This is a genomic window from Bradyrhizobium sp. (assembly GCF_035652035.1).
GTDB lineage: Bacteria > Pseudomonadota > Alphaproteobacteria > Rhizobiales > Xanthobacteraceae > Bradyrhizobium.
In genome coordinates, this window is sequence record NZ_DASREO010000016.1 from 23,467 (window position 1) to 36,928 (window position 13,462).

The 13,462-nt window shown below is 62.4% G+C and carries 10 protein-coding genes and 1 pseudogene; 9 read left to right on the forward strand and 2 right to left on the reverse strand.

The annotated features are described in order from the left end of the window. Positions 1–84: 84 nt before the first annotated feature. The 7 genes and pseudogenes from VFB05_RS05950 to VFB05_RS05980 all read left to right on the forward strand — a co-directional run bounded on the left by VFB05_RS05950 (position 85) and on the right by VFB05_RS05980 (position 8,047). The gene (locus tag VFB05_RS05950; RefSeq protein ID WP_325009844.1) at positions 85–936 is read left to right on the forward strand and encodes an outer membrane protein; all 852 of its coding nucleotides are present in this window, start codon (positions 85–87) and stop codon (positions 934–936) included. Positions 937–1,158: 222 nt separating this feature from the next. Continuing rightward, positions 1,159–1,992 carry a porin family protein gene (locus VFB05_RS05955; protein ID WP_325009846.1) on the forward strand — a complete coding sequence of 278 codons (834 nt, stop codon included), beginning with the start codon at positions 1,159–1,161 and terminating at the stop codon, positions 1,990–1,992. A gap of 79 nt (positions 1,993–2,071) precedes the next feature. Further along, a pseudogene (locus VFB05_RS05960) lies at positions 2,072–2,657 on the forward strand (glutathione S-transferase family protein). 197 nt (positions 2,658–2,854) lie between these two features. Next, positions 2,855–3,046 (forward strand): hypothetical protein, encoded by a 192-nt coding sequence (locus VFB05_RS05965; RefSeq protein WP_325009849.1) that lies wholly within the window; start codon positions 2,855–2,857, stop codon positions 3,044–3,046. A gap of 79 nt (positions 3,047–3,125) precedes the next feature. Then, positions 3,126–4,298, forward strand: coding sequence for a phosphoserine transaminase (locus VFB05_RS05970; RefSeq protein ID WP_325009851.1), 1,173 nt, complete (start codon positions 3,126–3,128; stop codon positions 4,296–4,298). A gap of 175 nt (positions 4,299–4,473) precedes the next feature. Beyond that, complete coding sequence (serA, locus tag VFB05_RS05975; protein WP_325009853.1) at positions 4,474–6,063, forward strand: phosphoglycerate dehydrogenase; 1,590 nt, start codon at positions 4,474–4,476, stop codon at positions 6,061–6,063. 298 nt (positions 6,064–6,361) lie between these two features. Then, positions 6,362–8,047, forward strand: coding sequence for a mucoidy inhibitor MuiA family protein (locus tag VFB05_RS05980; RefSeq protein WP_325009855.1), 1,686 nt, complete (start codon positions 6,362–6,364; stop codon positions 8,045–8,047). A 48-nt stretch (positions 8,048–8,095) separates the two neighbouring features. Here the strand turns inward: VFB05_RS05980 and VFB05_RS05985 are convergent, their stop codons facing one another. Both VFB05_RS05985 and VFB05_RS05990 read right to left on the reverse strand, forming a co-directional pair. Beyond that, positions 8,096–9,022 (reverse strand): DMT family transporter, encoded by a 927-nt coding sequence (locus VFB05_RS05985; RefSeq protein ID WP_325010141.1) that lies wholly within the window; start codon positions 9,020–9,022, stop codon positions 8,096–8,098. A 176-nt stretch (positions 9,023–9,198) separates the two neighbouring features. Beyond that, positions 9,199–10,140: a DMT family transporter gene (locus VFB05_RS05990; RefSeq protein WP_325009857.1), complete on the reverse strand. Its 942-nt coding sequence runs from the start codon at positions 10,138–10,140 to the stop codon at positions 9,199–9,201. Positions 10,141–10,572: 432 nt separating this feature from the next. Here VFB05_RS05990 and VFB05_RS05995 point away from each other — a divergent pair, with 432 nt between their 5' ends. After that, positions 10,573–11,865: an adenylosuccinate synthase gene (locus VFB05_RS05995; protein ID WP_325009859.1), complete on the forward strand. Its 1,293-nt coding sequence runs from the start codon at positions 10,573–10,575 to the stop codon at positions 11,863–11,865. A 37-nt stretch (positions 11,866–11,902) separates the two neighbouring features. Then, on the forward strand, positions 11,903–13,447 hold the full coding sequence (locus VFB05_RS06000) for a hypothetical protein (RefSeq protein WP_325009861.1): 1,545 nt from the start codon (positions 11,903–11,905) through the stop codon (positions 13,445–13,447). Positions 13,448–13,462: the final 15 nt, after the last annotated feature.

Genomic DNA, 13,462 nt, shown 5'->3' on the forward strand with positions numbered 1-13,462 from the left:
CGGCGCTTAAGCATTTGGTGCGATCGTCCCGACGTGAGTTTTGATGTGGGGCCGTCTGCCTCACCGGCCAAAAGGACGAAACCAATGCGTAGTGTTAGATTTTTCGTTATCGCCGGAGCGGCATCCCTGCTGTCGTCGATGGCGTCCGCCGCCGACATGGCAATTGCGCCCCCGCCGATGCCTTATGCGCCACCCGTTGCCGAATTCGGTGGATGGTATCTGCGTGGTGACGTCGGGTTCAGCAACCAGCGCGTCGACAACATCCGCAACACCAATGCCGCGCTCTACGCGAACAATCTCTCGTTCCAGGAGACGACCGGCTTCGACACCGGCGGTCTCTATCAGATCGGCGCCGGCTATCAATTCAATCACTGGTTTCGCATGGACGTGACCGGCGAATATCGCGGCAGCGCCAATTTCCACGGCCTTGATCTGATCAGCTTCCCGAACGGCGGTACGACCGGTTTCGGGTCCGACGTTTACAACGCCAGCAAGTCCGAATGGCTGTTCCTCGTCAACGCCTATGCCGATCTCGGCACCTGGTACTGCATCACGCCTTACATCGGCGCCGGCATCGGCACCGCGCGGGTGCAGATCGCGAACTTCACCGACTCGGGTGTTGCAACGCTATTCCCGCCCGGCAGTGGTGTCGGGCCGAGCCTGGTATCGGCCGCAACCGGTTCGCAGTGGAATTTTGCCTGGGCGCTACATGCCGGCCTTTCTTATCAGGTCACCCAAAACATGGCGGTCGACCTTGGCTACAGCTACGTCAATCTCGGCAACGGCACCACGGGCGTCGACAGCGCGTTCGATCATTCGGCTGGCGGTCATGTCTTCCAGTTCCACAACATCACCTCGCAAGACGTGAAGCTCGGCGTGCGCTGGAATCTCTGGAGTCCGCCGACTTATGCGCCGCCACTCGTCACCAAGGGCTGATTGAGCGAGCTTGATCTTAACTTCTCTTAACGGCGCGGGGATGTTTCCCGCGCCGTTTTGTTTTGCGTGAATGCATGATCCCGACCCGAAGGGCCGCGCCAGCGCAAAGTGGACCCCGGTTTTCGGACAAGATCATGCACAGAAGTCGCGCAAGACAACGATTGATTAAGGTTAACAGGCGATGATCACGCAGAGTTTCGAAAGTGTGGATGGGAGTGATCGATGCGTGGGGTCCTGTTGGCAGCGGCGATGGTTGGGATGTCGGTGAGCGCACAGGCCGCCGATATGCCCGATTTCCTGCGTGGCTCGGTTGGCTACACGCCGGTCAACATCTGGCAGGGATTCTATGTCGGTGGGCAGGGCGCCTACGGATCTTCCGATGTGCGTTTCAGTGGGTCGAACGGCAGCATGCTGAGTGCGCTGGTCGCCAACAATATTATTCAGCAGATGGGCGTCGCCGGTTGGAATCTCCAGCTCGGCGGCGTCTCTCAACGCTCCACTGGATTCGGGGGATTCGCGGGATATAACTGGCAGTGGGACGACGTCGTCGTCGGTCTCGAAGCGTCTTATCTGCACGGCACATTCGGAGCGACGACCAGTGCCCAGGCAGGGCCCCTCGTCGGCGGACCGCTATCGGACAACACCTTTCACACTGTGACCGTTGTTTCTTCGGACTCGATCGGCATTACGGACATGGCGACGTTCCGCGCGCGGGCGGGCTATGCTTATGGAATCTTTCTGCCATACATGTTTGGCGGGCTAGCGCTCGGCAATGGCAATATCTCACAGTCGGTCTCTGTCCAGGACAACTGGGGAACCAGCCTCAACCAGGCGATCGCACCATGTGGAAGCGTGGGCGGCCCGATTTGCGCCCATTCCGCCGCCGACAACACCCTGCATAACCACTTGATCTACGGCTACTCGGCGGGCCTCGGCGTCGATATCAAGCTGGTCGGCGGCCTGTTCATGCGCGCCGAGTGGGAATACGCGCGCTTCGTTGATCAGATCGAAGTCAACATGAACACCGTGCGTGCCGGCCTCGGCTACAAGTTCTGACCGCGTCCCCGACGCGCCTTTATTGACATGACTGATTGCGCCTGTTGCTCTGTCATTTCCTCGACAGGGGCGGCAGTCGATGAAGATCTACGGTGACACCAAATCGGGCAACTGTCTCAAGGTGAAATGGGTGTGCGATTATCTCGCGCTGCCCTACACCTGGATCGCGATCGACATTCTCAAGCAAGAGACGCGCTCGGCGCAATTCCTCAGGCTCAATAGCGCAGGGCAGGTGCCAGTGGTCGAATTCGACGACGGCCGCACGCTCGCTCAGTCCAACGCCATCATTCGCTACCTTGCCCGCGGCAGCGACCTCGTTCCGGAAGATGCGTTTGCCGCCGCCAAGATGGATGAATGGCTGTTCTGGGAGCAATACAGCCACGAACCCGCGATCGCGGTCTGCCGCTTTCAGATGGTCTATCTGGGCCGGCCCGCTTCCGAACTCGACCCCGACAAGGTCAAGCGCGGCTATGCGGCGCTTGAGCGGATGGAGCAACAGCTCGCAGCGACGCGATTCTTGATCGGCGAGGCACTGACACTCGCCGACGTCGCCTTGCTCGCCTATACGCGCGTGGCACATGAAGGCGGTTTTCGCCTCGATGACTATGCCTCGCTGGATCGGCGACGCCGAGCAGTCGCTTAAGTTACCACCGAACGCTGGTTGAGCGCGTCGGAATCGCGCTTGCGTTTTGCCGCAGTTTCGCCTGCAGCCTGACGCGGCCCTTGTGACTCCTGCGAAACACGTTTCGCCGTTCGTTCGCCTTAACCCACGATAAACTAATTCGGTCATCTGGAATTTTGCTCAGGAACGATCCGTGGCAGTTGGCGTCTGTCCGGCGCACAGAACTTCGGGGACGTCAAAATGAAGAGCTATTCCATCGTCCGGATGGGCGACGATTATGTCGTGCAGGCGGACGACAAGAGCATTCTGAAAGTCGCAAGCCGGCGCCGCGCGGCGCAACTCGTCAGTGACGCGTCTGAGCTCCTGAATGCGCAGCCGGAGCCCGCGGACGACGCAGAGCCTCCAGTCGCCGCAGAAAACGAAGCGTCTTGACGATTTGAGGCGTTTGCCCTATCCACCACGGCGGGACACCTCCCCCCAACGGGAGGCTTGCTATCTGGAAGGGTAGATCATGACTGTAGCGAAGCCCGCTTCGCGGCCTCTCGTGCCGCATTTTTCCTCCGGCCCCTGTGCTAAGCGCCCCGGCTGGACCCCGCAAAATCTGAAAGACGCAGCTCTCGGCCGTTCGCATCGGGCGAAAATCGGCAAGGAGAAGCTGAAGCGCGCCATTGATTTGACGCGTGAAGTGCTCGAGGTGCCCGCCGATTACAGGATCGGCATCGTGCCTGCGTCCGACACCGGCGCGGTCGAAATGGCGCTGTGGTCGCTGCTCGGCGCGCGACCCGTGACGACGCTGTCATGGGAATCGTTCGGCGAAGGCTGGACCAGCGACATCGTCAATCAGTTGAAGCTGAAGGACGTGACCAAGCTCGCGGTGCCTTACGGCGACATTCCCGATCTCTCCAGGGTCGATCCGGCGTCCGACGTCGTCTTCACCTGGAACGGAACGACCTCGGGCGTTCGCGTTCCCAATGCCGACTGGATCAGCGCCAGGCGCGAAGGCCTGACGATCTGCGACGCCACCTCGGCGGCATACGCGCAACCGCTCGATTGGCCCAAGCTCGATGTCGTGACCTTCTCCTGGCAGAAGGCCCTGGGCGGCGAGGCTGGCCACGGCATGCTGGTGCTTTCGCCCCGCGCGGTCGAACGGCTTGAGACCTACAAGCCGGCCTGGCCGCTGCCGAAGATCTTTCGCATGACGAAGGGCGGCAAGCTCAACGAAGGCATCTTCGTCGGCGAGACCATCAACACGCCGTCGATGCTTTGCGTCGAGGATTATCTCGACGCGCTGAACTGGGCCAAATCCGTCGGCGGTCTGAAGGCGCTGATGGCGCGCGCCGACAAGAACCTCAAGGTGCTGGCGGACTGGCAGGCCAGGACTCCCTGGATCGATTTTCTCGCCAAGACGCCGTCGATCCGGTCCAACACCTCGGTGTGCATGAAGATCACCGATCCCGCGGTCGCTTCGCTGACTTCTGATGCGCAGATCGACTTCATCAAGAAGATGGTCGGTCTCGTCGAGAAGGAAGGCGCCGGTTACGACTTCGCCGGCCATCGCGATGCGCCGGCCGGTTTGCGTATCTGGTGCGGCGCCACGATCGAGGCGAGCGATGTGGCGTTGCTCACCCAGTGGATCGACTGGGCTTTTGCCGAGACCAAGGCGCAGTTGCCGAAGGCTGCGTAAGTTTTTTACCCTCCCCTGGAGGGGGAGGGTCGACGCACCGTAAGGTGCGGCGGGGTGGGGCGATCATCTCTCCCAACTCGGCGCGCCCTGAAAGATTTCAGATTGATAGCTTCACCCCACCCCGGCGCTTCGCGCCGACCCTCCCCCTCCAGGGGAGGGTGAAGGAACGTGAACCATGACAAAACCGAAAGTGCTTATTTCCGATGCGCTGTCGCCGGCTGCAGTGCAGATCTTCAGGGATCGCGGCGTCGAGGTCGACTTCCAGCCGAACCTCGGCAAGGACAAGGAAAAGCTCGCCGCTGTCATCGGCGATTATGACGGCCTTGCCATTCGCTCGGCGACCAAGGCGACCGCCAAGATCATCGAGAAGGCCGCAAAGCTGAAGGTGATCGGACGCGCCGGCATCGGCGTCGACAATGTCGAAATACCCGCCGCGACCGCCAAGGGCATCATTGTGATGAATACGCCGTTCGGCAATTCGATCACGACCGCCGAGCATGCGATCACGCTGATGCTGGCCTTGGCGCGCGAAATTCCCCAGGCCGATGCTTCGACGCAAGCCGGCAAATGGGAGAAGAACCGCTTCATGGGCGTCGAGATCACCGGCAAGATTCTCGGTGTAGTCGGCTGCGGCAATATCGGTTCGATCGTTGCGGATCGCGCGCTCGGCCTGCGCATGAAGGTGATCGCGTTCGACCCGTTCCTGTCGCCCGAGCGCGCCAAGGATATCGGCGTCGAGAAGGTCGAGCTCGATGAATTGTTCAAGCGCGCCGACTTCATCACGCTGCATACGCCGCTGACGGACAAGACGCGCAACATCATCGACGCAGCGGCGCTGGCGAAAATGAAGAAAGGCGTGCGTATCATCAATTGCGCGCGCGGCGGCCTGGTCGACGAGCAGGCGCTGGTCGACGCGCTCAATTCCAAGCATGTCGCGGGCGCGGCCTTCGACGTCTTCGTCGAGGAGCCGGCAACGTCGAACGTCCTGTTCGGCCATCCCAACGTGATCTGCACCCCGCATCTCGGCGCTGCCACCACCGAAGCGCAGGAGAATGTCGCGCTCCAGGTCGCCGAGCAGATGTCGGACTATCTGTTGCACGGCGCGATCTCGAACGCGGTCAACTTCCCCTCGATCACGGCGGAAGAAGCGCCGAAGCTCAGGCCGTTCGTCGAGCTCGCCGAAAAGCTCGGCTCGTTCGCCGGCCAGCTTACCGAGACCGGCATCACCCGGGTGCAGATCACCTATGAGGGTCACGTCGCCGAAATGAAGATCAAGGCGTTGACCTCCGCTGTCCTCGCCGGCCTGCTGCGGCCGATGCTCGGCACCGTCAATGTCGTGTCCGCGCCTCTGGTCGCGAAGGAACGTGGCATGGCGGTTGACGAAATCGTCCGCACCGCGCACAGCGATTACGAAAGCCTGATCACGGTCACCGTGACGACGGAACGGCAGGAACGCTCGGTGTCGGGCACGGTCTATGCCGACGGCAAGCCGCGACTGGTCGACATCAAGGGCATCCGCGTCGATGCCGAGTTCGGCAAGTCGATGATCTACATTACCAACGAGGACAAGCCAGGCTTCATCGGGCAGTTTGCGGGCCTGCTCGGCGATGCCAAGATCAACATCGCGACTTTCCATCTCGGCCGCACCAAGGCGGGTGGAGACGCGATCGCACTGGTCCAGATCGACGGCGCCATGCCGGACGAGCTGCTCAAAAAGGTCAAAGCGCTGCCGCAGGTAAAGCAGGCGAAGGCGCTGGCGTTTTAAGCGCGAAGGCCAATCTTCGTCGTCATTGCGAGCGTTAGCGAAGCAATCCAGTCTTTCGATGCACTGGATTGCTTCGTCGCGTTGCTCCTCGCAATGACGGAGGCAAAAACGCCGCTGCTCCTGCCGCGATCCTGCCTTCGCCGCGCCGCACGGAAACCTCAATCGAACCGGTTCCTTCCTGCCCGCGTCTCACGGCAAGGCGCGACGCAATCTTTTTTGTCGGCGGATACCGTCGGTCCGGAAAGATGAGATGCGCGTCTGTCCAATCCGTCGGTCTCTTATTGCAGGAGGGAAGCTCATGGGTCTTGTTGCGCACCGTCTCGTCTTGACCAGTCTCTTCGTTTTGACAACCTTTGCCGCGACACGCGCCGAAGCGGCTGATGTCGAGGCAGCGTCAACGGTTGACGCCGTTACCGTTTATCCAGACGGCGCCAGCGTGGCGCGCGTCGTCACGGTCGAACTGCCGGCGGGCGAGAACACGCTTGTTCTGAAGGATTTCCCGCTCACGCTGGACGCCGCTTCGCTGCGGGTGGAAGGCGAGGCAGATGCGGCACTGGCCATCGGAGCGATCGACACCAAACCACCGCGCGCGACGCCCCCGGTCAACCTGCCCGAGATCGACAAACGCATCGAGGTGCTGAAGGACGAACGCGCCGATCTCGATGGCGCGATTGCCGCCGCCGAAGCACGCCGCAAATTCGCCGAGCGATTCGCGGAGACGTCGCCTGCCGGAATCGGCGAGAAGGGTGAAGCGCGGCCGATCGCCGAATGGCGCACGGCGTTTTCGGCGGTCGCCGAGGAGGTGGCGAGCGCAGATACCGCCATCCGCGAGGCGCAGCGCAAGCAGCGCGACATCGATCGCCAGATCGCGCGGCTGGAACTGGACCGTAAAGCCAAGCCCGCCAACAAGCTCGAGGTCAGTGTCGCTCTCGCGGCCAAGGCCGCGGCCAAGGCGACGCTGCATGTCACTTACACGGTGCCGAACGCACGCTGGAAGCCGATCTACGACGCCCGCCTCGATACCGGCGCGAAAGATCGCAAACCCGCACTCGAACTGGTGCGCCGCGCCGAAATCACCCAGGCCACCGGCGAGGATTGGTCTGACGTCGCACTAAGCGTTTCGACCGTGCGGACTGCGGTCGGCGGCAACGCGCCCCAGCTAAGTTCGCTGGTCGTGCGATATCCGTTTGTCGCCCAGGCGCCGGCGCCGATGAGCGCTCCGGCGGGAGAGCCGTCTTTGCGAGGAAATCTCGCGAAGACTACACAGCAGTTCCATTTTGGAGGGGGAACGACTTTTGATGAACCAGCCGATAAGGCGGTTGAGAAAAAGGCCGTGGCCGACGTCAGCGGCTTCCAGGTGGTCTTCAGGATTCCCGGCCGCGTCAGCGTCGGCGCCAGCCAAGGTGCCAAGAGCCTTCTGATTTCCACGGCGACGATCGCGCCCGATCTCACCATTCGTTCCGCCCCGGTCGTCGACGCCACCGCGTTCCTTGAAGCGAGCTTCGTCCAGAGCGAGGATGCGCCGCTGCTGCCCGGCCGGATCTCGATCTACCGTGATGGCGCGTTTGTCGGCCGCAGTCAGATGACGGCCGCCAGCAAGGACGAAAAGGTGCGGCTCGGCTTCGGCGCCGACGACAAGGTCAAGGTCGTGCGCTCGGTCGTCAAACGCAACGAAGGATCGGCTGGCCTGATCGTCACGACCGCGAAGACGGATGAGCGCGCCTTCAAGACCACTGTTCGCAACGGTCACGATTTCCCGATCCGGGTGGCGATCGAGGATCAACTGCCGGTCAGTGAAAATGACGACATCCAGGTCGAGATGCTGCCGTCAACGACGCCGCCGACCACGACCAACCTGCGTGACAAGCGCGGCGTGCTGGAATGGGCGCTCGAAGTGGGGCCATCGGAAGCCAAGGAGATCAATTTCGCCTGGCGCGTCCGCTGGCCTAAGGACAAGGGCGTCGTGATGGTTCCGGCCGGATAATGGCATTCGTGAGCGGCGGGTATTTTCGACCCGCCGCTCGCGCGAAACTCATCCGGAGGGCGCCTTGCGCGAGGCGATCACGATGCCGGCGATGACCATCAGATATCCGACGAGGTGAAACAACCGCGGCTCTTCGCCGAGCAGCATGATCGCCATCACCGAACCGAACACCGGCACCAGATGGAAAAACGGCGCGGCGCGATTCGGTCCGATCATCGCAATGCCGCGGTTGAAGAAAAGGTAGGCAAGCGTCGAGGGGAAGATCACGACATAGACAAGCGTGATCATCGTGATCGTGTCGAACTTGAGCGTGATGCCGTTCTTATATTCCCAGATCGAGAATGGCATCAGGAGCAGCGCGCCGCAGGCCATGGTGAAGAAGATCAGCGAGAGCTGATGCGTCACCGGGCGTCGCAGCATCAGCGCCGAGTAGAGGCCGAAAGAAATCAGCGCGCCGGCGAACATGACGTCGCCGATATTCGGCCTGACGGTGGCAAGCGCCGTGGGGTCGCCGCGCAGGATGATGGTGAGCACGCCGACAAGCGACAAGGCGACGCCGGCGAACTGGCTCCAGGTCAGGCGCACGCCGAACAAGATCAGCGCCCACAGCGCTACGAACAGCGGCCCGGAGGATTGGATCAGCAGCGCGTTGATGGCTTCCGTGTATTGCAATGCCCAGTAAGACAAGGCGTTGTTGAAGGCAAATCCGGTCGCTGCGAGTGCGACCAGCAGCGGAAGGTGCTTGCGCAGCACTGGCCAATCCCGCTTCAAATGCGGCTGCGCGAACGGCAGCAGCATCAGGCAGGCGCCGATCCATCGCACGCAGGACAAGGTCATCGGCGGCACGTGGCCCGCGACATAGCGGGCGAGAACGATATTGCCGGCCCAGAACAACGAAGCCAGGCTCAACAGCAGATAGGGCTGATGATTGAGCCACCGGATCGGATCAAATGACGATGGCGCGCTTTTTGTCATCGGCGGACGCGGGTAGTGGAGTGGATTTGACATTCGCTACTCATCTGTCCGCAAGCTCCGAATGCGAATGTCAAATCCCAAACTCCACTAGAAACATATATTTTCTAGTGGTCCTTTGATTCTAACATTCGCAAAAGTGCCTGCTGAGAAGGGATGCGAACGTTAGAATCGGACCACTAGCCCGTTCGTGCCGATGCTTTTCGCGACGTCACGTAGACGCCTGTCAGCACCAGCGCAAAGCCGATGAAATGGAAGACTTGCGGCCTTTCGCCGAGGAAGGCGATCGCCATCACCGATCCGAACACCGGCACGACGTGAAAGAACGGCGCGGCGCGGTTGGCGCCGATCAGGTGAACGCCGCGGTTGTAGCAGAGATAGGCGATGGTGGAGGGAAACACTGCGACATAGATCACCGACAGCAGGTTGGCCGCGTTCAGTTCCATGACCGGACGCCACAGCGACTCCGCGATCACCGCCGGGATCAGAACCGCCGAACCGCATCCGAACGTAAAGGCGACGAACGACAGATCGTGGAGGCGCGGACGCCGCGACGACATCACCGTGTAAAGTCCGAAGATCAAAAGCGCGACGGTGAAGATGAGGTCGCCCTTGTTGAAGTCGATCTTGGCGATCGCCGTCAGGTCGCCGTGCAGCAGGATCACCAGCACGCCGGTGAGCGACACCATGACTCCGATCGCCTGTGCCAGCGTCAGCCGCACGCCGAGCAGGATCAGCGACCAGGCCGCCACGAAGAGGGGACCTGCCGACTGCAACAGCAGCGTATTGAGCGCAGTGGTATGTTCGAGCGCCCAGTATTGCAGGCTGGTGAAGGCCGAAATGCCTGTGAGGGAGATGAGGATCATCGTGCCGAGGCTGGCGCGGATCATGTTCCAGTCGCGCCTCAGGTATTTCCAAGCCCAGGGAAGGATGATCAGAAACGCGAACCACCAGCGCAGGAACGCCAGCGTCACCGGCGGAATGTGGCCCGCGGCAAGCCGGCCGACAATGGCATTGCCGGCCCAGCACAGAGCGGTGATCGATAGCAGCACATAAGGCTGGTTGGTCAGCCAATTGCCGCCATGTTGGGCGGCATCGGAAATCTGGTCGGAAGCGGACATGCGGCCTGGGCCTGGTGAAGCGAAATCACAGCGCCGCGCCCCGGCCCGGCATGACACACCCGGCCGGATGATTCTCGCCCGGCTTTTTCTAAGGACACGGATTTTGAAGTGGCTTCAACGCCGGCCGATGCATCGCCTCCATGCGCCCGCGGCCATTGCGAAATAGGGCGATGACGGACGCATCCGTGGCGGCGGTCTGGCGGAATGGTGACCGTCCGCGGCCGAGGACGGATTTTCGGGGGATATCAAGGGCTTGATCGGCTCTCCGGACGGCCCCGAAGCGCCTTCTTGCTTGCGTCGGTAGCCCGCATCCTTTATCCGGATGTGTGCCTCGCATGGGACCGGCCCCGGCATGCCCTCCACAGGGCTGAAACCGGTTTTTCGAACAGATCATGCTGAACTTTTAAAGAGTTGCAGAGGGAATAGCTGCGGATGGGGAATGTCGTTGTGGTCGGCGCCCAGTGGGGCGACGAAGGAAAAGGCAAGATTGTCGACTGGTTGTCGGAGCAGGCCGATATCGTCGTGCGTTTTCAGGGCGGCCACAATGCCGGCCATACGCTTGTCATCAATGGCGAGACCTACAAGCTGGCGCTGCTGCCTTCCGGCGTACTGCGTCCCTCGAAGCTCGCGGTGGTCGGCAACGGCGTCGTGTTCGATCCGCAAGCGTTCCTTGACGAAGTGACCAAGCTGAAGGGGCAGGGTGTTGCCGTCAGCCCGGAAAATCTTCGCATCGCTGAAAACGTCACGCTGATCCTCCCCTTGCATCGCGAGCTCGATGCGCTCAGGGAATCTTCCAATACCAACACGGCGATCGGCACCACGCGGCGCGGCATTGGACCCGCTTATGAAGACAAGGTCGGACGGCGCGCGATCCGCCTCATGGACCTCGCCGATCTCGCAACGCTGCCGCACAAGATCGACCGCTTGCTGGCGCACCACAACGCGCTGCGTCGCGGGCTCAATCTCGCAGAGATCGACGGCAAGGAAATCTTGCGCGAGCTGACGGCGCTGGCGCCGCAGCTCTTGCCCTATGCCGAAACGGTGTGGCGATTGCTCGACATCAAGCGGCGCGAGGGCAAGCGCATCCTGTTCGAGGGCGCGCAGGGCGCGCTGCTTGACGTCGATCACGGCACCTATCCTTATGTCACCTCGTCCAACACGGTTGCCGCGCAGGCCGCGACCGGCACCGGTCTTGGGCCGGGCGCGGTCGGCTACGTGCTCGGAATCTGTAAGGCCTATACGACCCGCGTCGGTCAGGGCCCGTTTCCGACCGAACTGCATGACGCGATCGGCGAGGAGATTGGCCGCCGCGGCAAGGAATTCGGCGTCAACACCGGACGCAAGCGCCGCTGTGGTTGGTTCGATGCCGCACTGGTGCGCCAGACCGTGCGTACCTGCGGCATCCATGGCCTGGCGCTGACCAAGCTCGATATTCTCGACGGCTTTGAAACCATCGAGGTTTGCACAGGGTATCTGCTGGACGGCAAGGAGATCGACCATTTACCGGCTGGTGAGGGCGCCCAGGCCCGGGTTAAGCCGGTCTACGAGACGATCGAGGGCTGGAAGGAACCCACCGCGAATGCTCGCTCCTGGGCAGACCTGCCGGCGCAGGCGATCAAATATGTCCGCCGTGTTGAGGAATTGGTGGGTTGTCCGATCGCCTTGCTTTCCACAAGTCCGGAACGCGAGGATACTATCCTGGTGCAGAATCCGTTCGAGGCATAACGACATGTTACAGCAGAGCGTGCATTGTTGAACAGAAATGGCTGACTACTACCCGCTGATCGCCCGTGCCATCGCCGGACTGGATCCCCAAGCTCCCGGTGAAAGCCGTCGTGCGCTCTATGAGCGTGCGCGTGCGGCGTTGATCGCGCAGCTTCGCAGCGTCGAGCCGCCGCTCAGCGAGTCCGAGATCACCCGTGAGCGGTTGTCGCTGGAAGAAGCCGTGCGGAAGGTGGAATCGGAAGCAGCCCAACGGGCTCGCGATGCGGCGCGCGGGGCGGACCCGACACGCACCCCGGCGCGGGCATCGAACGCGTTGCGGGCCAATGCCCGTTCAAACGGACGGCCGGAGGCTGCAGCCGCGGCAGCGCCGGCGCGCTCGCGACCATCGGCACCGCCGCCATTGCCGCGCAACGACGACCGGCGGCCGGACGCGGCGCGCCAGCCGCAGGTTTCGATGCAGGACCCGCAATTGCCGCCGTCGCGCGATCGGCAGGGCGCAGCGCGCCGAGGGGGCGAGAACAATTCAGCCGAGGCGCCCGGCATCCGCGGTTTTCGCGACATCACGGCCGACGCCGACGATCTTGGCCGTGCCGCCGCTCAGGCCAGCCGCGCGGCGCGGAAGACCTATGCCAACGTGCCTTCACCGTCGCCTGAATTCGACCGGCTCGAACCGGTGATGGAAGACCGCGGCTATGATGACGAGGCGCCTTATTCCTACGATGAAGCTGCCGCAGAGGCGGAGCGCTATGCACCGCCGGCACAGCCTGCGCCGTCACGCCCGCGCCTGCCGCCGGATCGCGGCCGCGAGCCGAAACGGGGGACGGTGTTTCCGTTCAAGAGCGCGATCGCCGTCGGCATCGTTCTGATCCTCGTCGGCGCTGCGATCCTGTGGGGCAAGACGGCCGTCAGCACCGTGAGCGGCCTGTTCAAATCCTCGCCGACATCGGTCGTCGAGGCGCCGAAGGATTCGAGCACTCCGGGGACAAAGCCGAAGATTCCCGATCGCGTGGGACAGCCGTCGTCGAGCGATCAACTGGCGCCGGTGGCGCAGCGCGTGGTGCTGTATGACGAGGATCCCTCCGATCCCAAGGGCAAGCAGTATGTCGGCTCCGTGATCTGGCGGACCGAGCAGATCAAGGCCTCCGGGAGCCAGAAGGCCGATCTTGCGGTGCGTGCCGACATCGAAATTCCGGATCGCAAGTTCAAGATGACGATGTCGTTCCGCCGCAACACCGATTCGTCGCTGCCGGCGAGCCACACCGCGGAACTGACCTTCATCCTGCCGCCGGATTTCTCGGGCGGCGGCGTCAGCAACGTGCCCGGCATCCTGATGAAATCCAACGAGCAGGCGCGGGGAACGCCGCTCGCGGGCCTCGCGGTCAAGGTCACCGACGGCTTCTTCCTGGTGGGTCTGTCGAACGTCGACGCCGATCGCTCGCGCAACCTGCAACTGCTCAAGGAGCGTTCCTGGTTCGACGTGCCGCTGGTCTACGTCAACCAGCGCCGCGCCATCATCGCCATCGAGAAGGGCGCTCCGGGCGAGCGCGCCTTCAACGATGCATTCGCCGCCTGGGGCGAATAGCGACCCGCGCGGAGT

Bases quoted from the DNA above. Each gene is read 5' to 3' on its own strand.
- VFB05_RS05950 (WP_325009844.1), top strand. From the start codon at position 85: ATGCGTAGTGTTAGATTTTTCGTTATCGCCGGAGCGGCATCCCTGCTG.
- VFB05_RS05955 (WP_325009846.1), top strand. From the start codon at position 1,159: ATGCGTGGGGTCCTGTTGGCAGCGGCGATGGTTGGGATGTCGGTGAGC.
- VFB05_RS05965 (WP_325009849.1), top strand. From the start codon at position 2,855: ATGAAGAGCTATTCCATCGTCCGGATGGGCGACGATTATGTCGTGCAG.
- VFB05_RS05970 (WP_325009851.1), top strand. From the start codon at position 3,126: ATGACTGTAGCGAAGCCCGCTTCGCGGCCTCTCGTGCCGCATTTTTCC.
- serA (WP_325009853.1), top strand. From the start codon at position 4,474: ATGACAAAACCGAAAGTGCTTATTTCCGATGCGCTGTCGCCGGCTGCA.
- VFB05_RS05980 (WP_325009855.1), top strand. From the start codon at position 6,362: ATGGGTCTTGTTGCGCACCGTCTCGTCTTGACCAGTCTCTTCGTTTTG.
- VFB05_RS05985 (WP_325010141.1), bottom strand. From the start codon at position 9,022: ATGACAAAAAGCGCGCCATCGTCATTTGATCCGATCCGGTGGCTCAAT.
- VFB05_RS05990 (WP_325009857.1), bottom strand. From the start codon at position 10,140: ATGTCCGCTTCCGACCAGATTTCCGATGCCGCCCAACATGGCGGCAAT.
- VFB05_RS05995 (WP_325009859.1), top strand. From the start codon at position 10,573: ATGGGGAATGTCGTTGTGGTCGGCGCCCAGTGGGGCGACGAAGGAAAA.
- VFB05_RS06000 (WP_325009861.1), top strand. From the start codon at position 11,903: ATGGCTGACTACTACCCGCTGATCGCCCGTGCCATCGCCGGACTGGAT.